18 protein-coding genes are annotated in these 26,425 nt (G+C 64.9%); 11 read left to right on the top strand and 7 right to left on the bottom strand.

Going from position 1 to position 26,425, the window contains the following annotated elements:
* Positions 1-15: 15 nt before the first annotated feature.
* Together QMG84_RS12585 and QMG84_RS12580 are read right to left on the bottom strand one after the other, a co-directional pair.
* Positions 16-1,188, bottom strand: coding sequence for a glycosyltransferase (locus QMG84_RS12585; RefSeq protein WP_281928262.1), 1,173 nt, complete (start codon positions 1,186-1,188; stop codon positions 16-18).
* Positions 1,189-1,222: 34 nt separating this feature from the next.
* On the bottom strand, positions 1,223-1,819 hold the full coding sequence (locus tag QMG84_RS12580; protein ID WP_202073520.1) for a polysaccharide biosynthesis/export family protein: 597 nt from the start codon (positions 1,817-1,819) through the stop codon (positions 1,223-1,225).
* A gap of 164 nt (positions 1,820-1,983) precedes the next feature.
* On the opposite strand from QMG84_RS12580, the gene QMG84_RS12575 reads away from it, so the two are divergent.
* From QMG84_RS12575 to QMG84_RS12565, 3 genes are all read left to right on the top strand, one after another.
* Positions 1,984-4,068, top strand: a complete 2,085-nt coding sequence (locus QMG84_RS12575; RefSeq protein ID WP_281928260.1) for a GumC family protein — start codon at positions 1,984-1,986, stop codon at positions 4,066-4,068.
* Between the two features lie 105 nt (positions 4,069-4,173).
* Positions 4,174-4,926 carry a class I SAM-dependent methyltransferase gene (locus QMG84_RS12570; protein WP_281928258.1) on the top strand — a complete coding sequence of 251 codons (753 nt, stop codon included), beginning with the start codon at positions 4,174-4,176 and terminating at the stop codon, positions 4,924-4,926.
* A 1-nt stretch (position 4,927) separates the two neighbouring features.
* Positions 4,928-5,737, top strand: coding sequence for a class I SAM-dependent methyltransferase (locus QMG84_RS12565; RefSeq protein ID WP_281928257.1), 810 nt, complete (start codon positions 4,928-4,930; stop codon positions 5,735-5,737).
* Positions 5,738-6,090: 353 nt separating this feature from the next.
* Here QMG84_RS12565 and QMG84_RS12560 read toward each other — a convergent pair whose 3' ends face one another.
* Positions 6,091-7,206 (bottom strand): GNAT family N-acetyltransferase, encoded by a 1,116-nt coding sequence (locus QMG84_RS12560; protein WP_281928255.1) that lies wholly within the window; start codon positions 7,204-7,206, stop codon positions 6,091-6,093.
* Positions 7,207-7,395: 189 nt separating this feature from the next.
* On the opposite strand from QMG84_RS12560, the gene QMG84_RS12555 reads away from it, so the two are divergent.
* Both QMG84_RS12555 and QMG84_RS12550 read left to right on the top strand, forming a co-directional pair.
* Complete coding sequence (locus QMG84_RS12555) at positions 7,396-8,451, top strand: polysaccharide deacetylase family protein (RefSeq protein ID WP_281928254.1); 1,056 nt, start codon at positions 7,396-7,398, stop codon at positions 8,449-8,451.
* 74 nt (positions 8,452-8,525) lie between these two features.
* On the top strand, positions 8,526-9,392 hold the full coding sequence (locus QMG84_RS12550) for a J domain-containing protein (RefSeq protein ID WP_281928252.1): 867 nt from the start codon (positions 8,526-8,528) through the stop codon (positions 9,390-9,392).
* Between the two features lie 97 nt (positions 9,393-9,489).
* Here QMG84_RS12550 and QMG84_RS12545 read toward each other — a convergent pair whose 3' ends face one another.
* The gene (locus QMG84_RS12545; RefSeq protein WP_281928251.1) at positions 9,490-10,509 is read right to left on the bottom strand and encodes a linear amide C-N hydrolase; all 1,020 of its coding nucleotides are present in this window, start codon (positions 10,507-10,509) and stop codon (positions 9,490-9,492) included.
* Positions 10,510-10,815: 306 nt separating this feature from the next.
* Here QMG84_RS12545 and QMG84_RS12540 point away from each other — a divergent pair, with 306 nt between their 5' ends.
* Together QMG84_RS12540 and QMG84_RS12535 are read left to right on the top strand one after the other, a co-directional pair.
* Positions 10,816-12,042: a M48 family metallopeptidase gene (locus QMG84_RS12540; protein WP_350356490.1), complete on the top strand. Its 1,227-nt coding sequence runs from the start codon at positions 10,816-10,818 to the stop codon at positions 12,040-12,042.
* 107 nt (positions 12,043-12,149) lie between these two features.
* Positions 12,150-13,487 (top strand): PAS domain S-box protein, encoded by a 1,338-nt coding sequence (locus QMG84_RS12535; RefSeq protein WP_281928247.1) that lies wholly within the window; start codon positions 12,150-12,152, stop codon positions 13,485-13,487.
* On the opposite strand, the gene QMG84_RS12530 is transcribed toward QMG84_RS12535, so the two are convergent.
* Positions 13,451-14,068 (bottom strand): transglutaminase-like domain-containing protein, encoded by a 618-nt coding sequence (locus QMG84_RS12530; protein ID WP_281928246.1) that lies wholly within the window; start codon positions 14,066-14,068, stop codon positions 13,451-13,453. The two genes, QMG84_RS12535 and QMG84_RS12530, sit on opposite strands and share 37 nt — an antisense overlap.
* Positions 14,069-14,549: 481 nt before the next feature.
* Here QMG84_RS12530 and QMG84_RS12525 point away from each other — a divergent pair, with 481 nt between their 5' ends.
* From QMG84_RS12525 to clcA, 4 genes are read left to right on the top strand one after another with little or no spacing between them, the layout of a single operon-like run.
* The gene (locus QMG84_RS12525) at positions 14,550-17,843 is read left to right on the top strand and encodes a transglutaminase family protein (RefSeq protein ID WP_281928245.1); all 3,294 of its coding nucleotides are present in this window, start codon (positions 14,550-14,552) and stop codon (positions 17,841-17,843) included.
* Positions 17,833-20,370: a circularly permuted type 2 ATP-grasp protein gene (locus QMG84_RS12520; protein WP_281928243.1), complete on the top strand. Its 2,538-nt coding sequence runs from the start codon at positions 17,833-17,835 to the stop codon at positions 20,368-20,370. The genes QMG84_RS12525 and QMG84_RS12520 overlap by 11 nt, the downstream gene beginning before the upstream one ends.
* On the top strand, positions 20,367-21,254 hold the full coding sequence (locus tag QMG84_RS12515) for a transglutaminase family protein (protein ID WP_281928242.1): 888 nt from the start codon (positions 20,367-20,369) through the stop codon (positions 21,252-21,254). Before QMG84_RS12520 ends, QMG84_RS12515 begins: the two co-directional genes overlap by 4 nt.
* Positions 21,251-22,582: a H(+)/Cl(-) exchange transporter ClcA gene (clcA, locus tag QMG84_RS12510; RefSeq protein ID WP_281928240.1), complete on the top strand. Its 1,332-nt coding sequence runs from the start codon at positions 21,251-21,253 to the stop codon at positions 22,580-22,582. The genes QMG84_RS12515 and clcA overlap by 4 nt, the downstream gene beginning before the upstream one ends.
* Positions 22,583-22,737: 155 nt before the next feature.
* Here the strand turns inward: clcA and QMG84_RS12505 are convergent, their stop codons facing one another.
* Together QMG84_RS12505 and QMG84_RS12500 are read right to left on the bottom strand one after the other, a co-directional pair.
* Complete coding sequence (locus tag QMG84_RS12505; protein ID WP_281928239.1) at positions 22,738-24,465, bottom strand: MEDS domain-containing protein; 1,728 nt, start codon at positions 24,463-24,465, stop codon at positions 22,738-22,740.
* A gap of 310 nt (positions 24,466-24,775) precedes the next feature.
* Complete coding sequence (locus QMG84_RS12500; RefSeq protein WP_281928237.1) at positions 24,776-26,194, bottom strand: DUF1236 domain-containing protein; 1,419 nt, start codon at positions 26,192-26,194, stop codon at positions 24,776-24,778.
* Between the last annotated feature and the right edge of the window lie 231 nt (positions 26,195-26,425).

Raw genomic sequence — 26,425 nt, 5'->3', positions numbered from 1 at the left:
TCTTTCTCTCCAAATTTAAAAAACGCCGCCAGATGAGGCGCGCATGCGCGCAGACGCGAGCGCGTCGCGATACCCGCGTAGCACGCCTTCATTCATGGAGGCGACAGTGAAGCGCGCGCGAATGACATCCGCCATGCGTTGGGCGAGCGCCGCGCGCGCCTCGGGCGGCGTCTCCAGCATCTCGCGCATGGCGGCTGCGAGCGCAGGCGCATCCTGCGGCGGAACGAGGCGATGCGCCTCTTCCCCATAGATTTCCGGCACGCCCCCGACATTGGTCGCGACGACAGGGATGCTTGCCGCGATGGCCTCCAGGACGATGTAGGGCAGAGACTCGGCGCGGCTGGGGACGATGAGAATGCGGCCGCAACGCAGCGCCTCGCGCGTGGGCATGCGCGGGAGGAAGCGGACGCGGGGCGTGAGGCCGAGGCGATCGGACAAATCGCGAAAGGCGGCTTCGTCCGGTCCGGAGCCGACGAGCGCGAGGCTGAGATGATCGGGCAGAGCGCGAAAGGCGTGAAGCAATTCCTCCACGCCCTTGGCCGCCCGAATTTCGCCGACGAACAGAAAATCCGCGGCGTCTGGCGCGGGAAGCGCCGGCTCGAATTCGCTCGGCGCGAGACCGTTGTGGACGACGGGCGTCAGCGCGCGCGGCGGCTCGACCGCTTCATGGAAGCGCCGCCGCGCAAAATCGCTCTCGAATGGCATCAGATCCGTCACGCGGCCCATTATGCGCTCGGCGGTAAAGAAAACTTGTCCGGAAAACGTGCTCGTGCGGAAATGTAGGCTTCCGCCATGCGGCGTGTAAACGCGCGCCAGCGGTCGCGCCGGTTTGGGAAACAGGGGCGCCAAGGCCGGAAGGCGCGCATAGAGCCCGCCTTTGGCGCCGTGCCCGTGAACGATGTCTGGAGACAGGCTTTGGATCAGGCGGGCAATCCGCCAGCCCGCCACGAGGTCGCCGGGGTGGGGCAGGCGCCGCATCGGAAAGCGGCTTACGCCAAGAGCAAGATGGGGCGAAAGCTCCGCGAGCGCACGCGCCGCGGCGTCGCCGCCGGTCAGAGAATCCGCGACAACGCCTACGCTATGGCCGTCTTGCGCCTGCGCGCGCGCGAGGTCGGCGACATGCCTGAACAGGCCGCCGACCGGCGCGCGCATTACATGCAGAACGCGCAGCGCCTCATGTCCATCCATATTGTTTCGCAAGGGGCCACAACCGCCCTTTCGGTTAGAAAATTCGTTCTTTGACAGTGATTGTGTCGCCGGGCCTGACCGGCGTATCGAGCGGCACGCGGCCGGTGACGGGATAGCCGTCGATCATGCGCGTGATGTCCACGCCGCCTTGATAGCCGCGCGGGCTGAAGCCGCCCGCGATGGCGACGGCCGTGCGTGCGGTCATGCCCTCGAGGAAGGGATATTGGCCGGCGGTCGTCACTTCCCCGAGCACGAAGAAGGGCCGGAAAGCTTCGACCTCGACGGAAACGCGCGGCTCGCGGATGAAGCCGTTGCGCAGCCGGGCGGCGATCTCGCGCTCGACGTCGGGCACGGTGCGGCCCTGCACGGGCACGGATCCGATGAGCGGCATGGCGATGCGCCCCGCGCCATCGACCGAATAGCTGTTTGAAAGCGAGTCCTGGCCGAAAACGATCACCCGCAACCTGTCGCCGGCGGCGAGGGTGTAGGGGGCGTCGGCGGTGGCGACGAGGAGCTCCCCCCGATAAGTGCCAGGCGCCGCGCAGGACGACAGAAAAGCGCTCGTCATCATTGCCATCGCCAAGGCAAGCGTCTTGCGGGCGACCCTCTTCGAGGCGAGTATCTTCGCCATTTCGGTTCCGTGCCTTGTAAACAAATCAAAAGACCGCCGCAGGGCGACGGCTTCCTTTTATTGCTTCATGGTTAACAAACTTTGACCTGGCCGGCCGGGCGCGGCTTAACCCCGCCTCAACCATAATTTCGTATGACGTCAACGCTTCATCTTCGGAGTAAGCCATGCGTTCGGGCGTTCCATCAGAAACAGAGGCCACGACAGGCGAGATCGATCTGTCCGGAATCGGCCGCGCGCTCGCCAGAAAACGGTGGTGGGTGATCGGCCCGACGCTCGTGGCGTTCGTCGGCGCGTTCGCCTTCGTCAATCTCGTGAAGCCGCGCTACACGTCGGACGCCAAGCTCCTTCTTGAAAATCAGGACAGTTTTTTTACGCGCGTCGACAAGGGCGAGCGCGTCGCCGCCACCGAGCCCGACGCCGAAGATGTGCAGAGCCAGATTCAGCTCCTCACCTCGCGCGACCTTGCGCGCCGCGTGATCAAGCAGCTCGGCCTGCAGGGAAATCAGGAGTTCGATCCGCTCGCCAATGGCGTGGGGGCGCTCACGCGCGTGATGATTTTGCTCGGCATCGTGCGCGATCCCACGCGCATGTCGCCAGAGGACCGCATTTTGGAAAAATTCGGCGAAAAGCTCGCCGTGCTCTCGCCGACCAAGACGCGCGTTCTTTCCATTGAATTCTCGTCTCGCGACCCCGACCTCGCCGCGCGCGGCGCCAACGCCGTCGCCGACGCCTATATCGAAATGCAGCAGGAAGCGAAGCGCGATCTGGCGCGCTCGGCCGCGCAGTCGCTCGCGACGCTCGTCTCCGACCTCCATACGCGCGTCGCCGAGGCCGAGGCTAAAGTCGAGGATTATCGCGCCAAAACCGGTCTTCTCGTCGGCTCGAACAATACGATCATTTCGACGCAGCAGCTCGGCGAGCTGAACAATCAGCTCTCCGTTGCGCGTGGCGCGCAGGCGGATGCGCAGGCAAAGGCCAATCTTCTGCGCGATATGCTGCGCCAGAACCGCATCGGCGAGATTCCGGACGTCGCCAATAATGAAGTCATGCGCCGAATCTTCGAACAGCGGGTCGCCTTGCGCGCGCAGCTTGCGCTGGAATCGCGCACGCTGCTGCCGCAACATCCGCGCATCAAGGAGCTGAACGCGCAGCTCTCCGATCTCGACATGCAATGGCGCGCCGCCGCAGAGCGCACGGCGCACACGCTCGAAAACGACGCCCGCATCGCCTCGGCGCGCGTCGAAAATCTCACCCGCGCGCTCGAAGATCAAAAGCGCGTCGCCGGCGCCGCCGGCTCGGAGGAAGTGAAGCTGCGTGATCTCGAGCGCGGCGCGCGGCTTCTCAAAGATCAGCTCGAAGCCGAGACGGCGAAATATCAAGAGGCGGTGGCGCGCGAGCGCGTGAAGGCGACGCCGGCCGACGCCCGCATCATCCAGCGCGCGCTGGCGCCGCAGATTCCTTCCTTCCCGAAGAAAATTCCGATCACGGCTTTTGCAACGCTGGCCGCTTTCATTCTTTCCGCGGGTGCGGTCGTCGCCGGGGAATTGCTCAGCGGACGCGCGCGCATGTCGTCGCGAGATTTGGCGGAAGAGGATGCGCCGGAAACGCCGCCTCCGGCGTCGCCAGCGCCGGCCGGTCCGGCTCCTGCCGGCGGCGGAGCCGCATCCGCCAAAGCTTTCGACGCAGGCTGGCGGAGAAGCGACGCCGACGCCTTGCGCCGGATCGAGAGCGCGCGCGCCGTCAGCTCCTGCGTGAAGGTCCTGGTGACGCCCTGCGAGGCAGGGGGCAAGCCGATCGAGACGGCGATTGCTTTAGGCCGCAGCCTCGCGCGGCGCGGACGCACGCTGCTGGTGGCGGCCGACGCCGGCGTTCGCAGCCTGGACGCGCTTGTGCATTCGCCGGGGCGCACGCCGAAAGGCCTGTCGGATCTGTTGACGGGCGGGGCGGATTTCACCGAGGCGATCCACCGCGACATCGGCTCGCGTCTCCATGTGATGCCGGGCGGCGTCGCGGAGGGCGCGGAGCGGGACGACCTTTCGCTCGTTGTCGCGGCGGTCGCGCATACTTACGACTTTGTGGTGTTCGCAGCGTCGGCGACGCAAGCGCTCGACCTCGCCTGGCATGTCGATCTCGCCTTCGTGCTCGGCGGGGACGCTACTGCGGAAGCCCTGCGCGCCACGCTCGCGGAAGAGGGCGCCGATGCGCATCTTCTCGAAGACGCTGCGAGCCTCGATGAACTCGCCGCCTGATACTATTGGAGCGGCCACGCGCGCGCGTGGCGGCGGGCAGGTCAGTCTCCCGACAGGCTGAGCGGCTAAGAGCGATCATCGGCATCATTTTTGGCGGGAACGCTGGTGCAAGACGCTCAATCGCTCGATCATTCGACTGCCCCCAACGTCGCCGAGACGCTCCGTCTGCTGGTGGAAACCGAGATCAAGCGCATATTCGGAATGGGCCTGTTTCCTTGCGACGGCGCAAATCTCGACGCCGTCGCGCCGCTCGCGGCAGGCGTCGACACGGCCATCTTTGTCTCCCAGCATCTTCCCGAGGCGGCGAAATTCCCCAATGCCGGCGCTTTGCTCGACGAGGCGATGCGCCGCCGCGAAGTCGACGGCTTGATCCTCGAATTTGGCGTCTTCTCTGGCCGGACCATCAACCGTCTTGCCGCTCAGACATCGCAGCAAATATTCGGTTTCGACAGTTTCGAAGGGTTGCCGGAAGACTGGCGGCCCGATGTCGGCAAGGGGGCCTTTCGCGCTGGGCTTCCGAGCGTCGCGCCTAACGTCGAATTGGTTGTCGGCTGGTTCAACGAGACGTTGCCGGAATTTCTCGAGCGGCATGAAGGGCCCGCGTCGCTTATTCACGTCGACTGCGATCTCTATTCGTCGAGCAAGACTGTCTTCGATTGCTGCAAGGAGCGAATTATAGCCGGGACCATTTTGGTCTTCGACGAATTCTTCAACTATGTCGGCTGGCGCCGACATGAATATCTCGCCTTCATGGAGTTCGTCGAGGCGATGGGCGTGCGCTACGAATATATCGGCTACGTCCCTGCGCACCAGCAGGTCGCTGTGCGGATCGTATCGGTGGGCGAGCGGACCGATTGACGTGAACGAGTTCGAGGCGGCGAAAGCCAAAGCCGCTGCGGCCTATAATGCTGCGGCCGATTATTTCGACCACCCCGTCAGCTCGTTCTGGCATCGCTTCGGGCGACGCACCGTCGAGCGCCTCGGCTTGCGGGCGGGTGAAACCGTCCTCGACGTTTGCTGCGGGAGCGGCGGCTCTGCGCTGCCCGCCGCTGAAGCCGTTGGTGCGCAAGGGAAGGTCGTTGCGGTCGATCTTGCCGAGCGCCTCGTCGCCTTGGGGAAAACGAAGGCGCGTGAGAAAGGCCTCGGCAATATCGAATTCGAGGCGGCGGACATGCTGTCGCTTGGCTACCCGGATGCAAGCTTCGACGTCGTCGTCTGCGTGTTCGGGATTTTCTTCGTTCCCGACATGGTCGCGGCCACGAGAGAGTTGTGGCGCATGGTGCGCCCAAACGGACGGCTGGCCATCACCACCTGGGGGCCGGAACTATTCGAGCCCGCCAACGCAGCCTTCTGGGAGGCCATCCGCGACGAGCGCCCCGATCTTCTGAGAGGCTTCAATCCGTGGGAGCGGATTTCGACGCCGGCAGGCCTGCGCGAGATGCTTGCCGAAGCCGGGATCGGCGAGGCGGAGATTGTCGCGGAAGCGGGGAGCCATCCGATCCGCTCTCCCGACGATTGGTGGCTGATCGCCATGGGAAGCGGCTATCGCGGAACGCTCACGCAGCTCGACGGCGCAACATTGGCTCGGGTGCGCGAGAGAAATCTGGCGCTTCTGGAGCGATGCGAGGCAATCACGACGAACGTGCTATACAGTGTCGCTGTCAGGTAAGTCATACCATTTTCGTTTGAACTGTTCGCATCGGTCGCGTGTCATTCCCGGCGGGCTGAAAGCCCGACCGGGAATCCAGAGTCACAAAAGCGCTGGTTTACTCAGAGCCCGTCATTGCGAGCGAAGCCAAGCAATCCAGGGCGGCGATGCGGCCCTGGATTGCTTCGTCGGCTCCGCCTCCTCGCAATGACGGCGATGATTCCTGTGGGTCCAAACGGCGCGAGCGTCGGGAATGGCGCCGAACAAATCAAGCGGATCTCGCATCATCCGTCATTGCGAGGAGCGCAAGCGACGAAGCAAATCCAGAGCCACATCACGGCCCTGGATTGCTTCGCTTCGCTCGCAATGACGGACTATGACAGCAAGCTGCGCGCTCTGCGGTAGAGGCGCGTCAGCTCGGGGTTCTGTTTGATGTATCGTTTGAGGCCGAGAAACGCCGAGAACAGTGGCGCCGCGAGGGCGCCTTTCGTCGTCAGCGAAATGACCTCGTCGCAAAGCTCGATCGTCTCATCGCAGACGGCGTTTTTGTAGCGCGCCTCGCCCGCGCCGAGGTCGAAATGCGTCATGCCGCGCGCGACGAGATTGCGCATCAGCGCATGCAACAGCAGCTCTCCGGGCGATGAGCGCGCGATGTCTTCGTCCATGTCGAATGAATTGAGCATGGCGGAGAAACGGCCGCGGCGCACGAGGCCGGCATAGGTCGCGACAATGCGCTCGCCGACGCTCAACGCATGCAGCTCGATGGCGCCTTCGCCATCGCCGGAGGACAAGCGTTCGAGCAGCGCGCGCACGCGCGCCATATCGAGAGCGCCTTCTGCGCCAATATCGGAAAAGCGCGCGGATTTTTGCGCGATCAGCGCGTCGATGATGTTCGCGGCGCGTTGCCCCGTCGCGCAATGCTCGTAGGAGAGCGCGCCGCGCTCCACGAGACGGGCTTCCTTCTTTCGTAGTTTCTTGCGCGTATCTTTCGAAAGGCGCGCCGCCAGTTCATCGACTGTCGCCGGAAGCGCGGCGCCATAGGCGAAGCTGGCGCTGTCCCTGGCCGTCTGAAAGGCGAGCGGATTATCCAGCCCCTCGAAGCGTCGCGGTTGATTGCGCAGATAGATCAGATCCGGACGAATTGGGGCCCGCTGCGCGGAGTCGAGTAGCAATCCGCGCAGGTCCGCCTCGGTGAAGCCGGCGGCTGGGTCCAACAGCGGCAGATTGAAATTGCTTTCGCGCCCGCCGAGGAAAAGAGCGATGTCGAGCCCCGCATGGCGCTCGATGCATAATGGCAGCAGCGCCAGCGGGCGCCCGGCCGCGTTGCGCGCGACGATGAGCAACGGGCGCGCGCCATCCGCCCGGCCCATCGTCTCGTGCCAGGCGGAGAGGAAGCGATAGGATTGATAGGGGCTGACGACCGCTTTTTCGGCAAGCTCGGCCCAATCCCCGCGTGCGTCCTCGAAAGTGACGAAGACGTCGATGCTCATGGAGCCGGCGGCGCTTACGCGCCGATTTTCGCGCGCTGATCGAATGGTCTCCAACCCCGTAACGATGCGTCTCATGAAACTCGCAGCCGAAAGGTTCGCCAGTGCGATAATCGCCGCAAGGCGCATAATAGATCGTTAGAACCTTGGCCCTAAAGCTATGAAGGCTTTCTTATGTGGGTTGAGGGATTCATGGCGAGCTGGCGCGAGCTTGCGATCGAAGCCGGGATGCAGCTTTTCAAGGCCAGCGGCGCGCATCGGCTCGCCGCCCCCTTCACCAGCGGCCTCGGCGCGATACTGATGTTTCATCGCGTGCGGCCCGAGCGGGGAGAGGCTTTCGCGCCCAACGCCGGCCTCGAGATCACGCCGCAATTCCTCGACGCCACGCTGACCCATCTCGCCGCGCGGGGCTATGATATTCTTTCGCTCGACGCCGCTCTCGACGTGCTGCGCGCGCACGCGGCTCCAAAGCACCCCTTTGTCGTTCTCACTTTCGACGACGGCTATCGCGATCTCGTCGAGCACGCTTTGCCGGTGCTGGAGCGTCATCGCGCGCCCTTCACAGCTTATGTGACGTCGGGTTTCGCCGATCAAACGGCGCGGCTCTGGTGGCTCGAGATGGAAGAGGCCCTGCGCCGGCAGTCGCGCGTCGATACTGTCGTCGAGGGTCGGCGGATCGCGCGCAACTGCGCGACGGCGCAGGAAAAGCGCGACGCTTTCGGCGACATTTATTGGGCGATCCGCGACGGCGGCGAGGCGCAGCTCCTCGACGTCGTTGCTCGGCTCGCGGCGGCGGCGGGCCTCGACTCCCATGCCCTCACCGCTGAAACCTGTCTCGATTGGTCGGGTATCGCAGCGCTGGCGCGTCATGAGCTTGCGACGATCGGGGCGCATTCGGTCACGCATGCGCGTCTCGCCAAGCTCGACGCCGCCGATGCGCGGCGCGAGATGGGGGAAAGCCGTGACGCCATCGCGCACCATACGGGCATTGCGCCCAAGCATTTCTGCTACCCGGTCGGCGATCCCACTTCGGCCGGCGCGCGCGAATTCGCGCTTGCAGCGGAGCTTGGCTTCGACAGCGCCGTCACCACGCGGCCGGGAATGATCTTTCCCGAGCATCGCGACTATTTGCACGCGCTGCCGCGTCTCTCGGTCAACGGCAAGCATCAAAGCCTCGCTGCGCTCGACATATTGCTGAGCGGCGCGCCTTTCGCGGTGATGAACCGCGGTCGGCGCGTCACGGCATAGCGAGGGAGGGGGCCATCAGCTTCGACCCGTTCAACGCGCCCTGGCGGGAGATCGAGAAGGGCGAGAGCCGCGGCATGCTGGCGCCGGCGCTGACTGTGGCGCTGGCGGTGGTTTGCCTGACGCTGCTCGGCGTCCTTGCGCTCTATACCAGCCAGCCGGGCGAGATGGCGACGCTGCCGGCGAATGAGGAAGCGCTGCGGCGTTATGCCGAGCAGGGCTATTTTCCGCTGATGGCGGCCGCGAATGCCGCGGAGCGGCGCGCTTTGGCGACGCTCGCCGGGCTTCAGACCTTCGGCGGCCTTTTCGCCATGCTGATGTCCTTCGTCTATGGCTGCCGACGCGGTTACGCCAATCCCCGGCCGCGCGGCTGGTCCAACGCCTTTTGGGCCTCGACCGTTGTCGGTCTCGCTTTGGCGACGTGGATCTTTCCCGAAGTCTCCGCGCAAAAGCTCGATTATCTGCTCACGTCTCTTGCAGCGAATGGGCGGAGCGCTCAGCTATCGCCCGTCGTCGTGCTTCTCGAGCGCGGCGGCGCGGTGGCCATGCTCGTCGCGTTCTTCCTTTTGCTTGGCCATGACCTCGGTTACCGGCTGCGAGAGGCTCTGGAAGACTTCGGCCTCGTCGAGGCGCATGAGGCGGCTCGGCGCGCGCCCTCGTCCAAGCCGGACCCGTCGGCGCATAGCCGGCGCCGCGACAGCGCGGGCGGGCCGGAGACCGAGACCAACTTCGGCGCGCGCGAGGCGTCGTCGCCGCCGCCGAGCGCCCCATCGAGTGCGGAGGTCAAGGCGCGCCTTATTCTCGGCGTCGGCTCCAACGCCTCAAAGCGCGAAATCGAGCGCGCCTATCGCGCGCAAATGAAACGCGCCCACCCGGATCACGGCGGCTCGGTGGAGCGCGCCTCGGCGCTCAACGCCGCCAGGGACGTGCTGCTCGGGCGTTGACGGCGCGCCGGGGGCCACGGACCGCGCGCCTTCAGGCGCGCTTTAAGGAAATGCGAACCCTGAAGGCTCGCGATCCGCCCGGCGCGAGGTTGCGCGCCTACATCTTCAACTGGGACGGCTTCAGCTTATCGGAAATCTCCCCGCTCAAATTGACGTCATAGGCGTCGACATCCAAGACCGGCGCCCCGTCAGCGACGTTCAACTTGCTGAGATCGACCCAGAACAGGTTCGCGCTCTTTGTCGACTGGAAGAAGTAGACCTTATTCGAGAGGTCGGCGAGCGAGGCCCAAAGCGTCGGCCATGTATCCGAAGAGTCGCCGCCCGACGTGTCATGCGCGCCGAAGGGCACCGCGACATTTCGGATGACGCTGTAGGCGCCTGCCACGGCTTCACGCAGCGACGCGGGCTTGGGGAGCGTCTTGAGATAGCTCGAGGCGCGGACAAAGCGGCTCTTCGGGTCGATGCCCCCCGGCATGGGTAGCTTCCCGCCGAACAACTTGTATCGCAGCAGGTTTTTCCGCTGGATGGAGAACGCGGGCTCGTTGGTCATAACCAGAGTTTCCGGCCCGCGATTGATGGTCAGTTTCCCATTCACAAACTCGAATATGGCGGAGTCGCCCTTGGCGTCGGCGATAGACAGGTGCAAGGGCCACTCCCGTCCTTCGGCGACGAGCGAGACGATCTGGAGCTGCTTCATCGCCTCGACGGCCTCCTCGACAGAGGCGAAATTGTCGAGAATATATTGCGCCCAGGCGGCATTGGTCAGTCCGGCCCGGCTGTCGCGCTTTTCATATTTCGTATCGTGCAAATACAACAGATTCGCGCTCAAACCCTTTTCATTCAGGCCGTCGCTCACGGCGATGTCCAACGCCGTGGCGCCTACGCTGGCATATTTGGATTTCCACGACAGCATGTTCGGCATGCCGGCCGGTCCGCCATGCGATGCGCCGCGAGGGAAAACGGCGATCCGCGCTTTGTCGCTCATGTAAAGGTCCATTGTCCGCGCGACGACATTGGCCTGATCCGTGTTCCATAAAATTCGGGAACAGGCGAAAGCGCTCGACGTAAGCAGGCTTGTGGCGAGGACCGCGGCGACAACGGTTGCTCTGGACGGCATGAGTATCGGCCTCCTTTGTGCGTGACGAGACGAAGAAAACGCCCGTGACACTATCTTTGGAGCCGTTCCACGCCGTGGAGGTCGGGCCGACGTCCAGGCGCATTTATCGGCGTTTCCAGCTCAATAGTTGCGAAGAAGCTTCAATTTTTTCTGAATCACCGTTCAGTGAACAAACGCAAAGCATTGTTCAGGCTGAGGCGGTCAGACATAGGCTATGCCGTAAGCAACTCCGCTCTGGCAAAGCTGGCGGGAAACGCCTATTTTTGACGTAAATCACAAAAACCCGGAGTGGACAGAATGAGCGCCATGGGCGTTGTAATTTGTTTGGCCATCGCGCTATCGGCGGCGTTGGGCGTCTATCTGCGTAAGCGGCAGACCGACAATGTCGCGGCAAACCGCGAGGCCGTGCCTGCCGATTTCGCCCGTGACGTCCCGCTCGACGAACATCGTCGCGCCGCCGACTACACCATCGCCCGCACCCGTTTCGCGATGGGCGAGACGCTCTACGACGCCGCGGTCTCCATCCTGTGGCTTGCGGTCTGGATGGCGCCGCTCTATGCGCTCGTCTCGCAGTTTCTCGCGCCGGGCCTGACGCGCAGCGTCGTCTTCGTGCTCGCGGTCGCGGCGTTCGGGCATCTTCTGGAGCTGCCCTTTTCGCTTGCGAACGCCTTTTGGCTGGAGGAGCGGTTCGGCTTCAATCGCCTGACGCTGAAGACCTTCATTCTCGACGAAGCGAAGGCGGCCTTGCTCGGCGCCGCGATCGGGACGCCGCTGCTTTACGGCATGTTCTGGCTGCTCGGCGCCTTGCCCGACACCTGGTGGCTTGTCGCCTATGTCGCCTTCATGTCGCTCACCGTCGCCATGACCGTGATCTATCCGACCTTCATCGCGCCGCTCTTCAACAAATTCACGCCGATGGAGGAGGGGACGTTGAAGGCCCGCATGGAGGCGCTGCTCGCCAAATGCGGCTTCGAGTCCAACGGCCTTTATGTGATGGACGCCTCCAAGCGCTCCGCGCATGGCAATGCTTATTTCACCGGCTTCGGCAAAGCCAAGCGCATCGTCTTCTTCGATACGCTGTTGGAGAAACACTCCGTCGACGAGATCGAGTCGATCCTTGCGCATGAGCTCGGCCATTTCAAATTCGGCCATGTGCGCGGGATGATCCTGCAGGCGGCGATCATCGCCTTCATCGGCTTCGCCGCATTGTATTGGGCTTTCGGCAATCAGACCTTCGCCGGCTGGTTCGGCCTGCCCAATGATCCCGGCGTCGTGCTCATCGCGCTGCTGCTCGCCAAGGAGCCGCTCTCGCATCTGCTGCGTCCCTTGCTCGCCTGGCGCTCGCGCAAGAATGAGTTCGAGGCCGATGATTTCGCCCGCCAGATCGTTGGCAAGGAGCCGATGATCTCGGCCTTGACGCGTCTGACCCGCGATAATCTGTCGACGCTGACGCCCGACCCGCTCTATGCGACGTTCTACTTCTCGCATCCGCCCGTGCCGGTGCGCGTCGCGCAGCTTCGATCGGCGGGCTGAAAAAGCCCCCGAGCCGGGGCCTGCGGCGGCAGGCGTAACAATTCGACGCGCGCTCTCGCCTCGGCAGGCTTGGCCACTATCTGTTCGCCTCATCGGAGGCGAGAGAGATGAGCATCGAGACGGCGCTGGGCGCGCGGCTGTCGCCGATGGCAAGGCGGCGAAACCCTTGGGCCGCTTACGGCGTCGCGCTGGCGGCGGTCATGATTGCCGCCTGGATTCGCTGGTCGGCTGCCGGCGCGCTTGGGGCAGGCGTTCACTTCATTACGTTTCTGCCGGCGGTGTTGATCGCCGCGGTCGCCGGCGGATTCTGGGTCGGGCTTTTTGCGATGGCGGCCTCGATGGCCGCGATTGGGCTTCTTGTCCAGAGCAGCTCCTTCGCCGGGGCGTTCGAGCCGCCGACGGCGGCGGCGCTCTTTGCTTTCGCCTTCGCCAGCGTCGCCGTCGCCGCCGTCGTCTCATTCTTCGAGCAGACGATCGATCGTATCGCCGCCCAGGCGCATAATCAGCATTCCCTCATCGAGTCGGCGCCCAATGGCATTGTCATCGTGGACGCCGGCGGGAAAATCATCGGGCTGAACCACAGCGCGGAGGGGCTCTTCGGCTATGAGCGCGCCGAGCTGTTGGGCAAAGGCGTGGAAATTCTCGTCCCCGCCCAAGTCGCCCGCGCTCATGTCGGCTTGCGTGAGAAATTCCAGCAGGCGCCAGAAACGCGCGCCATGGGAGCGGGGCGCGACCTGAGCGGGCGGCGCAAGGACGGCAGCGAGTTTCCCCTGGAAATTGGGCTCAACCCCATCGAATGGGACGGCCAAAGGGCGGTGCTCGCGACCGTGACGGACATTACCGAACGCAAGCAGCACGAGGAGCGGCAGGCGATACTGGCGCGCGAATTGGAGCATCGGGTCGGCAATATTTTCGCGGTCATTCTCGCCACCATCCGTCGCACGCTGACGAGGGGACGAAATGTCGTCGAGGCGGCGCAGATTTTGACGCAGCGCGTTCAGCTCATGGCGGACGCGCATGCGGTGCTCTCCGAATCCATGTTCAAGAATATTCCGTTGAACAAGCTGATCGACATCGGCGTCGGCAGCTTCAAGGATCAGGTCACGTCAAAGGGCGTCGACATCGCCGTCAATGCGCGCGCTGCTCAAGCGATTTCCTTCGTCGTTCACGAGCTCGTCACCAATGCGGTGAAGCACGGCGCGCTGTCCTCGCCGCGCGGCGCGGTCGCAATCGAGAAAGAAATCGAGACCATCGACGGCCAGTCGTTTTTTGTTTTCCAATGGTCGGAAAGCGGCGGCCCGCCCGCCGTGGCCACGACACGCAAGGGGTTCGGTTCTTTCATTCTCCTGGAGACGCCCAGGCAGTTCGGCGGCGAAGCGGAGATGGATTTCGGGGAGAAGGGGCTGACCTATCGGCTGCGGCTGCCGTTGGAGGCGATAAGGTGAGGCAGGGGCGTTACGTCGGGTAGGTTGAGGAAAACCGCTTCATCGCTCTCGCACGCCTCGAGCGTCCGTCTGATCTCGTAAAGCGGCTCGGGCCAGATTTCCGGCAGTTCGAACTCTCCCGGATGTGAGAGAGAGAAGGCCAGGAATTCCCCCGGCGGATCGAAGCGCGCGTCTACGCCCGGCTTGTTCCCTCGCGCATCGAGACGCAGCCACGCGTGGTCTTCGAGGTAGACTGCGTTCAGACCATGCAGGCAATAGGTCGCGGCCCGCTTATCGAGGATGAGGCGTTGATAGCAGAGGCCAGCGGGGATGTGGTTGGCGCGCAGCAGCGCGGCCAGGAGATGGCTTTTGGCGTAACACCATCCCGTGCCTTCCTGAAGAACCTCCGACGCTTTGCATGTTGGCCTGCCGCTGCGGCGGTCGTCCCAGCTATGATGGATTTTGTCGCGAACGAATGTGAAGGCGTTGTGGACGATGTCCGTCTCCCTTTGTGCACCCTGCGCAATGCGGGCCGCGGCTTCGGCGACGGTAGGATGGTTGAAGTCGATATATTTGCTGGCGTCGAGGAACTTGTTTTTCAATGGATGAAGCTCGCTCTCAGGGTCAATTTAAGGAAGATCTACCAGTAATATCCTATCCGGTTGAACAGCTCGCATGGGGACGTGTCATTCCCGGCGGGCTGAAAGCCCGACCGGGAATCCAGAGCCTCCCGTCATTGCGAGCGAAGCGAAGCAATCCAGAGCCGCGATAGCTGCCTTGGATTGCTTCGTCGCTTTCGCTCCTCGCAATGACGGCGGACCAAGATAGCGCCAGTTTTGCACGGGATTCCCGATCGCTCGCTTTGCGAGCGTCGGAAATGGCACCGGACCAATCCAGCAGATTTCGTATAATCCCAACTCCCCGCCCGCCGCTTGTGCAACGCCTGCCCATCCCCCGGTCATCCTGCGGGAATTGCCGTCAAAAGCCGCAGATTGCCTGCGGATTGGATTGACTTCCCCGCTTGCGCTCCCGCTAATCCGCTGCTGCGGCGCAATAGCCGTTGTCGCGAAGGCGGTGATCCCCTTGTCTATCCAGGTCGCGCTTCACCACGTCACGCATTACAAATACGACCGTCCCGTCGCTCTCGGCCCCCAGATTGTGCGCCTGCGGCCGGCGCCGCATTGCCGGACACGTGTCGCGGGCTATTCGCTGAAAATCCTCCCCGCCGAGCATTTCATCAACTGGCAGCAGGACCCGCACGGCAATTGGCAGGCGCGGCTCGTCTTTCCCGAGAAGACGCGCGAGTTCAAGATCGAGGTCGACGTCATCGCCGAGATGGCGGTGTTCAACCCGTTCGATTTTTTCGTCGAACCCTACGCCGAAGAGTTTCCCTTCGTCTATGACGCGGCTCTTGCGACCGAACTTGCCGCCTATCTCGAAATCGAGCCCGCCGGCGTCGCGCTCGACGGCTATATGCAGACGATCCCGCGTGAGCGACGACGCACGATCGACTTCCTTGTCGATCTCAACATGCGGCTCCAGCAGGACATCAGCTATGTCATCCGCATGGAGCCCGGCGTGCAGACGCCGGACGAGACGCTGACGCAGCGTTCGGGCTCCTGCCGCGATTCCGCGTGGCTGCTTGTGCAGATTTTGCGGCGGCTGGGTTTTGCGGCGCGCTTCGTCTCCGGCTATCTCATCCAGCTCAAAGAGGACGTCGATCCGATCGAGGGCCCCAAGGGCACGGATCATGATTTCACCGATCTTCACGCCTGGGCGGAAGTCTATCTGCCAGGCGCGGGCTGGATTGGCCTCGACGCAACATCGGGCCTCTTCTGCGGCGAGGGCCATCTGCCGCTGTGCGGCGCGCCGCATTACCGCTCCTGCGCGCCGGTTTCGGGATTGGTCGAACCCGCCGAATGCGATTTCGCCTTCGAGATGCGCGTCGATCGCATTCGCGAGGCGCCGCGCATCACCGCGCCATTCTCGGATGAAGCCTGGGAGCGGCTCGATCGTCTCGGCGAAAACATCGATGCGGATTTGCAGGCGCAGGACGTGCGCCTCACCATGGGCGGCGAGCCCACCTTCATCTCGATCGATGATTTCGAATCGCCCGAGTGGAACACGGCGGCGGTGGGCCCGACCAAGCGCGCGCGTTCGGACGATCTTATCCGCCGGTTGCGAAACCGTTTCGGCCTAGGGGGTTTTCTGCATTACGGACAGGGTAAATGGTATCCGGGCGAGAGCCTGCCGCGCTGGGCCTTCGCGCTCTATTGGCGCAAGGACGGCAAGCCGATCTGGAACAATCCCGCGTTGGTCGCTGGCATGTCGCCCAATTCGAACGTGGCCAACCCCGTCAACGCCGGGCGCTTCAGTTTCGAGCTGGCCGAGACGCTCGGGGTCGGCAAGGATTATGTCATACCGGCCTATGAAGACCCCGCGCATTGGATGGTGAAGGAGGGGCAGCTCCCCGTCAATGTCGATCCGCTCGATCCCAAGATCGAAGACGCGGAAGAGCGCGCGCGCATGCTGCGCGTCTTCGAGCGCGGCCTCTCGACGCCGACGGGCTATGTGCTGCCGATTCAGCGCTGGAACGCGCGCGCCGAGCAGCGCTGGCTGTCGGAGCGCTGGCCGTTGCGGCGCGGCCGATTATTCCTGGCGCCCGGCGACTCGCCCATTGGTCTGCGCCTGCCATTGAACGCGCTGCCCTGGGTGCCGCCTTCCATCTATCCCTATGTCCATAACCAGGACCCATTGGAGGATCGCGGACCTTTGCCCGATCCCTCGCATCTCCAGCAAATTTACAGCGAGACGCGATCGAGCCGGGACGAGCAGCTCGGCCAGTCGGCTGTCGAGGGCATTGTGCGCACGGCGCTCGCGGTCGAGCCGCGCGACGGGGTTCTCTGTGTCTTCATGCCGCCCGTGGAGCGGCTCGAGGATTATCTGGAGCTGCTGGTGGCCGTCGAGACGACGGCGGAAGATCTCGGCATGCCGCTGCATATCGAAGGCTATCCGCCGCCGGTCGATCCGCGCCTCGACGTCATCAAGGTGACGCCGGACCCAGGCGTCATCGAAGTGAATGTCCAGCCTGTCGCGTCGTGGCGCGAGGCGGTGGAGAACACCAGCGCGCTTTACGAGCAAGCCCGCGACGCGCGGCTCACCACCAGCAAATTCATGACAGACGGGAGATGCGTCGGCTCGGGCGGCGGCAATCACGTCGTGCTCGGCGGCGTCACGCCGGCGGATTCGCCATTCCTGCGCCGGCCCGATCTCCTGAAGAGCTTCGTGCTCTATTGGCAGCGGCATCCGTCGCTCTCCTATCTCTTCTCCGGCCTCTTCATCGGCCCGACGAGCCAGAGCCCGCGCATCGACGAAGCGCGCCACGACGCGCTTTACGAGCTGGAAACGGCGCTCGCCAATACGCCGGGGCCGAATGAGTGGGGCTACCCGATCTGGCTCGTCGACCGGCTCTACCGCAACCTGCTCGTCGACGTTTCCGGCAATACGCATCGCTCGGAAATTTGCATCGACAAGCTCTATTCGCCCGATGGACCGACGGGCCGTCTCGGCCTTGTCGAATTCCGCGCCTTCGAGATGCCGCCCGACGCGCGCATGAGCCTCGCCCAGCAGCTATTGCTGCGGGCGCTCGTCGCCTGGTTCTGGCGTGAGCCGCAGGGCGGCAATTGCGTGCGCTGGGGAACGGCGCTGCACGACAAATTCATGCTGCCGCATTTCGTCTGGGCCGACTTCCTCGGCGTGCTCGACGATTTGAAGAGCGCCGGCTACGCCTTCGATGCAGAGTGGTTCAGGGCGCAATATGAGTTCCGCTTCCCGCTCGCCGGCCGCGTCGAGCATGGCGGCGTAGAGCTCGAAATCCGCCACGCGCTCGAACCTTGGCATGTGATGGGCGAGGAGGGGGCGATCGGCGGCACGGTGCGCTATGTAGATTCCTCTGTCGAACGTCTCGAAGTGCGGGCGAGGAACATCGTGCCCAACCGCCATGTTGTCGCCTGCAACGGCCGCCGCGTGCCGCTGCACTCGACCGGAACGCCGGGCGAGGCCGTGGCGGGCGTGCGCTTCAAGGCGTGGCAGCCGGCGTCGGGCATGCATCCGACGATCCCCGTCCATGCGCCGCTCACCTTCGACATTGTCGATAGCTGGAGCAACCGGTCGCTGGGCGGCTGCGTCTATCACAGCGCCCATCCGGGTGGGCGCAATTACGACACCTTCCCGGTCAACTTTCACGAGGCCGAGTCGCGGCGCCTCGCGCGCTTTCAGGACCACGGCCATACGCCCGGCCGCATCGAGCCGCCGCGCGAGGAGCCCGCGGGCGATTTCCCGCTGACGCTGGATTTGCGGAGGCGATTTGGCCGTTGAACTCGACGCGCCGGCGAACGACGCCGAAGCCGGTCTCGGCGAAGAGGCCGGCCGACTCGCGGCGTGGATCGCCGATTACAAACCGATGCCGGGCGTTCCCGACGAGCTGATCGGCCCGGACGGGCGCCCGCGCGCCCATTGGATGACGCTGCTCGAAACGCTGGCGGGCCTCGGGCGGCGGGGGGTCGAGAACCGCTTTGCCGCCGCCGCGCGGCGCATCAACGACATGGGCGTGACCTATCGCGTGCGCGGCGAGGCGCGCGAGCGGCCCTGGCCTTTGGGCCGCCTGCCGCTGCTGCTCACCGAAAGCGAGTGGTCGGAGATCGCGGCGGGCGTGGCGCAGCGCGCCGAGCTGCTCGATCGCATTTTGCACGACGTCTATGGCGACGCCCACCTCGTCTCGGAGGGCGCGCTTCCAGCGGCCGTGGTCGCTGGCTCGCCGGAATTCATCCGCCCGATGTGCGGGGTCGCGCCCGTCGGCGGGCGCTGGCTGCGCTTCTATGCCGTCGACATCGGGCGCGGCCCGGACGGCAAATGGTGGGTGCTCGGCGACCGCGCCCAGGCGCCCTCGGGCGCGGGCTACGCCATCGAGAACCGTCTCATCCTCGCGCGCGCCTTCCCGAGCCTTTATCGCGAGATGAAGGTGCGCCGGCTTGCGGGCTTCTTCCGCGACTTCCGCGCCGGCCTCGCGGCGGCGGCGACGCGCAACGATCCGCGCATCTGCCTCATGACGCCGGGGCCGTGGAGCGAGACCTATGCGGAACAGGTCTATCTCGCGCGCTATCTCGGCTTTCTTCTGGTCGAGGGCGAGGATCTCGCGACGAGCGAGGGCAAGCTGCATGTGCGAACGGTCGCGGGGCTGAAGCGCGCCGATGTCGTGTGGCGGCGCGTCGACGCCGATTGGCTCGATCCGCTGGAGGCGAACGCCGCCTCGCGGCTGGGGGCGCCGGGCTTCTTCGACGCCATAAGGCGCGGCTCGGTCGCCATGGCGAATATGCCGGGCGCGGGGCTCGTCGAATCGCGCGCGCTGATGAGCTTCCTGCCGGCGCTGGCGCAGCGGCTCATGGGCGAAAGCCTGCGGCTTCCCAATGTCGCCACCTGGTGGTGTGGGCAGGAGGCGGAGCGGGCCGAAATCCTGCGCGACTTCGACAGCCGCGCCATCGCCGGCGCCTTTGGCGACAAAGCGGAGGGGCTCTTGGGCGCGCCGGCCGCCGTCGGCGCCGAGCTCGACGCGGCGCAAAAGGACCGGCTCGTCGCGGCCATTCGGGCGCGCGGGATGGATTATGTCGGGCAGGAGGTCGTGAAGCTCTCGACCACGCCGGCCTGGGACAATGGCGCGTTGACGCCGCGGCCTTTCTCGCTGCGCATTTTCGCCGCCGCGACGCCCGAAGGCTGGAAGGTCATGCCCGGCGGCTTCTGCCGCGTCTCGGATCGCCGCGACGCGCGCGCCATCACCATGGGCGCCGGGGCGCAAACCGTGGATGTCTGGGTCATTGGCCAAAAGGCGTCGGAACATGCAACGACGCTGCTGCCGCCCAATAATGATGTTCCGGTCGTGCGCGTCCCTGGCCATCTGCCGAGCCGCGCCGCCGACAATCTTTTCTGGATGGGCCGCTATCTGGAGCGCGCGGAAGCGACGCTGCGCATCGTGCGGTGCCTGTGCAACCGCATGACGGAGATTCAGAGCAATACGATTCAGGGGCGCCAGCCGATCGAGCGTTGCGAGCGTCTGCTCTTCGAGTGGGGCGCCGCAGCGCCTTTCGCCGCCCCGCATCCCGGCGCAGTCATCGCGCTCACCGCGGCGAGCAACGCGGATTTCCATGGCTCCGCGCGCGCCGTTGTCGGGGAGGCGAAGCGCGCCGCCTCCATCATCCGCGAGCGCTTGTCGCAAGACATGTGGCAATTGCTCGTGCGGCTGGAGACGCGGCTCGAAAGCGCGGCGGCCCGCCCGCCGCTGGAGCCGGAGATATTGGAGCTCACCGAGCGCGCTTTGCATACGCTCGCCGCGCTCTCGGGCCTCATGGACGAGAATTTCAACCGCGTCTCCGGCTGGGCCTTCATCGATCTCGGCAAGCGTATGGAGCGCGCCATCAACACCTGCCGCTTCGCGCGGCAATTCGCAGACAATGATCCGACGATCGAAGCGCTCGACGCGCTGCTCGAACTGGTCGATTCGCAGATCACCTATCGCTCGCGCTATCTCGCGGGCGCGGCGCTGGCGCCGACGCTCGACATCACGCTGCTCGATCCGTTCAATCCGCGCTCCGTTGCTTTTCAGATGCGCAGAATAGACGAGCATCTCGCATCGCTGCCGGCGCTTGTCGACGACGGCATGATGGAGCCGCAACGCCGCCTTGCCGTGTCGTTGCGCGCGGATCTCGAAGCCGAGGACGCCCGCGGCCTGGACGCCAAGCGCGTGCGCGCCGTCGAGCAGAAGCTCTTGGCGCTAGCCAACGCCATTTCTGAACGGTATTTCTCGCATTCCAGCGACCCGGCGCCGGCCGACAAGCGATCCAAGCTCGCGTGATCTACGACATCAGCCACGTTACGACCTACAGCTATGAGGCCGCCGTCGCGTCGACGCGCTGCGCGATCCGGCTCACGCCGCGCGACGGCAAGGGCCAGCGCGTCCTACGGGCGCGCGTCGACGCCGCGCCCTCGCCCGAGACGACGCGCGAGAGCGTGGATTTCTTCGGCAATCGCGTCATCGAGGCGACGATTCGTGAGGCGCATGAGACATTGCGTATTTCCGTCTCGGCGCGGGTCGAGGTGGCGCGCGAGGAGCCGCCCGCCGCGGCGCTAACGCCGGCCTGGGAGACGATTTCCCGCTCGGCGATGGCTGTGCGCGCCCTCGACCGCGAGTCGCCCGCGCATTGGCTGTTCCCGAGCCGCCAGACGCCGCTCTATGCGCCGGCGACCAGTTATGCCCGCGAAAGCTTCCCGCCTGGCCGCCCGGTGCTCGAAGGCGCGCAAGAGCTGATGCGCCGCATCAAGGAGGATTTCGCTTACGATCCGGAGGCCACTCATGTGGCGACGCCGCTCGAAGAGGCTTTCGAGGCGCGCGGCGGCGTGTGCCAGGATTTCGCGCATATCATGATCGCGGGACTGCGCGGCCTTGCGCTGCCGGCGGCCTATGTCAGCGGCTATATCCGCACGCAGGCGCCGCCGGGGCAGGCGCGTTTGGAAGGCGCCGACGCCTCCCACGCCTGGGTGGCGGTGTGGTGCGGCGAACCCTTCGGCTGGATTCACCTGGACCCCACCAACGCAATGTATGCCGACGATAATCATATCGTCGTCGCCATCGGTCGCGACTACGCGGATGTTTCGCCGATCGACGGCGTGATCGTCGGTGCGGGGCGCCAGGCGCTCGCCGTCAGCGTCGACATCAAACCCGTAAGCGAGGCGCGATGAACCTGCGCGTAGAGGTCGAGAGCGAGGTCGCGGTCGAGAGCGGCGACATGAGCCTTTTCTATCTGTCGATCCTGGCGCTCCTCGTCGGCGGCTTGGCGGGGCTCGTGGGCGCGATGTTTCGACTGGCGCTGATGGCGGCGGACCGTTTGCGCGACGCCGTCGTTCACTGGGCGCAGGGCGGGGAGATCATCGGATTTCTCGTCGTCGTCGGTCTCTGCGCCATCGCCGCGCTCATTTCCGTCTGGATGGTGCGCCGCTTTGCGCCGCACGCTTCAGGGAGCGGCATTCCGCATGTCGAGGCGGTGCTGCATAGCGAGGCCGCGCCGGCGCCCTTCATCCTGCTGCCCGTGAAGTTCTTCGGCGGCTGTCTCGCCATCGGCGCCGGCCTTGCGCTCGGGCGCGAAGGGCCGAGCGTGCAGATGGGCGCCGTCATCGGCCATCTTACCGGCGACGCCTTTCGGCGCAGCAAAGCGGATAATTGCGCGCTGCTTGCCGCGGGCGCAGGGGCGGGGCTCGCCACCGCCTTCAATGCGCCTATGGCGGGAGCCGTCTTCGTGCTGGAGGAGCTGACCCAGAAATTCGATCAGCGCGTCGCCATCGCGGCATTGGCTGCGTCGTCCACCGCCATCGCGGTCGCCCATCTGCTGCTCGGCGACGCGCCTGATTTCACGATTCCCAAGCTCGTCTATCCGGCGCCCGCCATCGGCCCGCTGTTCTTTATCCTCGGCGCGGTCATGGGGTTGTTCGGGGTCGTCTACAACAGGGTTTTGCTCGCCACGATCTCTGCGGTCGAGCGGCTTCGGCTCGCTCCCGAGAACAAAGCGGCGATGATCGGCGCGATGGTCGGCGCGCTGGCCTGGTTTGCGCCGGGGCTCGTCGGCGGCGGCGACGCCTTCACGCAAGCCGCAATTAGCGGCTCGCAGGATTTATTCTTTTTGCCCTTCGTGCTGGCGCTGAGATTTGGGCTCGGCTCGATTTCCTACGGCTCGGGAACGCCGGGCGGCATTTTTGCGCCGCTTCTCGCACTGGGCGCACTGGCGGGGCTCTTGTTCGGCGTCGTCTGCGGGCTGCTGCTGCCGGGGCTCGATATTCAGCCGCAAGCCTTCGCCATTGTCGGCATGACCGCCTTATTCACCGCCGTGGTGCGCGCGCCGCTCACCGGCATTGTGCTCGTTACCGAAATGACGGGCGCCGTGTTCCTGCTCTTGCCGATGCTCGCCGCCTGTTTCCTGGCCATGTTGGCGCCGACGCTGCTGAATGATCCGCCCGTCTATCACTCGCTGCGCGAGCGTCTGCTTTCGCAGGAGCGCGCCCGCGAACGAGAGTAGGGGCGTATTCGCCGTCATTCCCGACGGTCGCGAAGCGAGCGATCGGGAATCCAGAGCAGCATCAGCGCTATTGTGGCTCTGGATTCCCGGTCAGGCCTTCGGCCTGCCGGGAATGACACAGCCCAAAGCGAGCTGTCCGCGCGGAGATGGCGTTGTCACTCCGCGGCTTCCTCGAAGCGACCGATGGCGTCCATCAGCGGCAATGTGAAGCTGAACACGGCGCCTGCGTCGCGATTGGGCTGCGCCCATATCTTTCCGTCATGCGCTTCGATGATCACGCGCGACATCGGCAGCCCGACGCCCATGCCGCCTTCCTTCGTCGACGGCGAGGGTTCGAACAACTGGCTCTTGATATGGTCGGGGATGCCGGGGCCATTATCTGCGATGTCGACGCGGATTCTGTCGTCCCCCGTCAGGGAGGTCGAGATGACGAGGCGCCGGGCCCGCGAGTCGCTCATCGCTTCCTTGGCGTTTTTGATCAGATTGGTGAGAACCTGCTGGATCTGAACGCCGTCGACGAGAACCGTATCCTTGCTGGCCCCGAGGTCGAGACTGATCTCGGCGTTGCGGTCCTTGAACGACGTCGCGAAGCACTCGCATGTGCGCTCTATAAGCTCATGGAGGCTCAGAATGAGCTTATTGGGTTCGCCATGCGAGGCGAGCCCGCGCAGGCTGCTGATGATGCGTCCCGCGCGTTCCACTTGCGCCGAGGCGCGCGCCAGCGCTTCCTCTATTTTGAGCTGACGCTTCTCGGGCGGAATCTCGATCAGGCGTTCGGCTACCTTGAGATAGGTTTTCATCGCCGAGAGGGGCTGGTTGAGTTCGTGGGCGAGCCCCGCCGCAATGCCGCCCATCGCCGCCAGACGATCGATCTGAATTTGCTTAAGTCGGGTCTCGGCCCGATGTTTCTCGGACAAGTCACGCACGCTGCCGACGAAAAGGGGCGCGTTGTCATGGCGCGTCGCGGCCAAAGCGATTTCGGCCGGGAACAGCTCGCCATTTTTGCGTCGGCCTCGCGTCTCCTTGCTGCCCCGGATTTTGTGCAGGTCGAAATCCGTCGCCCATTTTTCGGGAAGGATCGTGCTGATGTCCTCGCCCAGCAGCTCGTCCTCGCCATAGCCGAACATGGCCGCGCCGGCGGGGTTGATCGAGTAGATCGAACCGGCGGCGTCGAAAGCGATGATGGCGTCCTGGACAGTTTCCAGGATCGCATGTTGCCGCCTTTGGCTTTCGCGCAAGGCGCGCCCCATGCGCCCGCGATTGGCGCTTTTGAACGATAGCCAGCGACCGTTCTCGTTGATCACCGCAAAATCGTGATTGGCGATGATGTCGAAAATTTCGCTCGGATTGCATGACGGCAACGGATAGGCGCACAAAGCGAGCATGCGCTTCGAGCCGATCTCGCGATCGACCATCGACTCGTAGTGGATGAAACCCTGCCACGCCACTTTCTCGAGCCAGAACGTATCGCCGGACAGGCGCAGGCCCTCGAAGCCGCGCTGCTCTGCGGACGTCAGCTTATCTACCCATGCGCGCAGCACGCGGTCGCCGTCGAACCGGCCGTTCTGGATATACCAGTCGGCGTAGCTCGTGATTTCGAGCTGGCCGGACAGGATGAAGGCGTCGAGGTCGGGAACGGCCGCTCTCAGCGCTGCTTTAGCTTGCTCGACGTCGACCAGCTCGGACGTCACCCACATGCAAAACTCGTTGGCGGCAAGCCCCTCAGCGAAATAGGGGATCAGGATCTCGAGGAGCTGCTCGGCGTCGTTGTACAAAAGGCAGAAATGCGTGCCCCACGGCAGATCGCCGACGGTCTCGAGGCCGGATTTCCGTGGCGGTTCATATCGCAAATCGCGAGGGTAATCGCGCGTATAATCGTCCACCGTCTTCCCCTACTCACTACGCGAATGTCGGGTGTAAGTCGCAAGAGCTTACACAAGCTCCAGCGCGGAAGACACTAAAAAGTGCCTGTAAATTGCGGGGCTTTTGCTAGTATAGCTTAGCTGATGCTTCGGCTCGAGCCGGGAATGACATGCGTTTTACGGAGCGTTCGGCGGTCCCGCCAATTTGGTTCTGCGTCGCAGGGGACGACACGAGCGTCGAGACTAAAAAGCGCTCTCTCCTCTCTTGTCCTCCCCATCGCGGAAGGTCGAAAGAGCCGGCGCCGGGCGGGAAGGCCCGGCGCCGCTCCGATCACCTCGGCTCCTCGATGATGTCCACGACGACGTGGCTGTCGGGATCGACGAGCACGACCTGATCGTTGAGAACGAAGTAGTCGTAGCGTTCGACATCCGGCGCATCGAGAGCGACGTTGCGGGGCACGGGGGCGAGATCGACGTAATCCGGCACGCGGTCGCCGACATGGACGCAGACCTGCCGCAAATTCTCGCGCGCTTGTCTCATCACGCCGCGGTAAAGCGTGCGTTCCTGGCGGGCGTCCAGTCGCACGCGCGGGGCGTAGCCATAGGCTTCGCCGCCACGCTCCCGCCGGCCATAGCCGCCGCGTTGCGCCTGGCGGCCGCCGTCGCGCCGTTCATAAGCGCCGCCGCCATAACGGCCCCCCCGTTCTTCATAGGCTGAGCCGCCGGGCATCGGCCCGCCGCCGACGTCGAGCATGCTGACGACCCGGCGATCGTTCGGATCGATGATCGCGATCTGATCCTCCACCATCACGTAATCAAAGCCGCGGTACTGCGGAACGATGGAGACGACTTCCGGAGGAAGCGGGGCGAAGGCGACACTGGGCGGCGCAATGGCGCCGATCCGAACGTCGAAATCAGTACGGGAGATTCGGCGTCCGCCGCGCTGCTCGATGATGTCGCGCACGCGGCTTTCCTGGCGCGCATCGAGCTGGACGCCGCCGCGCTGGGCCTCCCGTCCGGCGTAACCGTAGGTTTCGCGTCCCTGCACGCGGCCGCCCTGGGTCGCTTCCGCGCCGCGCTTCGTCTCCTCGCCGGTCCTTTCCTGCCCGGGCGCGCGTTCGGCCGCGCCGGGAGCGCGCTGTTCGGCGCCGGGGGTCCGTTGTTCGGTCGCGCTTCTGCTCCGCTCCTCGGCGCCGGCCGCTCTTTCTCCGCGTCGCTCATCCTCTGTGGCCGCGGAGCCGGCGCGGCCGGTCTTGTCCTGTTTCTCGGCCTCTTTGGCGCCCTGCGTTTCGGCCTTCGAGCCGCGCGTTTCGGCGCCGGGCTGGCCGCCTGGCGTTTGCTTTGCGCCATGCTCACGCCGCCGTTCGGCTTGCGCGCTCGGCGTCCGGTCGAGATTCTCGTTGGCGGCGCCGTGCTTTTCGCCCTTTTTCTCGCCGTGCTTCACGGCGGCGCCGCGCTGTTCGGGATGGCGCTCCTCCTGGCGCGCGGCTTTCTCCGCCGACTCATTTACGCCGGGGGAGGCTGCCTCCCGCTCGCCTTTCGCCTCGCCGCGCTCCCGGCTCTGCATCTCGCCACGACGCTCCCGCGCGCCCTGTTCGTCCGGCTTTTGCGGGCGCGCCGCAGGCTCCGCCTGCGCAGGCTTTTGCGGCTCGCCGCCCGGCTGGTCGCGAGCGGGGTTTTGCGCATAGCTCTGGGGCATCCCGAGAGACAGCGCCGTAATGGCGACGGAGAGTAGAAGCCTGGCACGCATTGCGGTCTCCATCCGGCGGCGCGGGCGGAACGCCGCGCCTGCTAGGGGCGGGTAATGGCGTGCAACGCGCGTCGAGGCCGTTTGTTCTGATGAATTCAGGGCGGCTCGATCTGAAAGCGGCGCAGCGCTGGCGCAAAGGCGCAGGCCAGCGGTCGACCAGGCGAAAGCTTGGCGAAGGCGTGTTGGGGCTTGACAAAGAGCAGGCCCTCCGGTGTACTGCCCGACGCATAA

The sequence above is a fragment of the Methylocystis iwaonis genome (assembly GCF_027925385.1).
GTDB lineage: Bacteria > Pseudomonadota > Alphaproteobacteria > Rhizobiales > Beijerinckiaceae > Methylocystis > Methylocystis iwaonis.
This window is presented reverse-complemented; position numbering and strand designations above follow the sequence as displayed.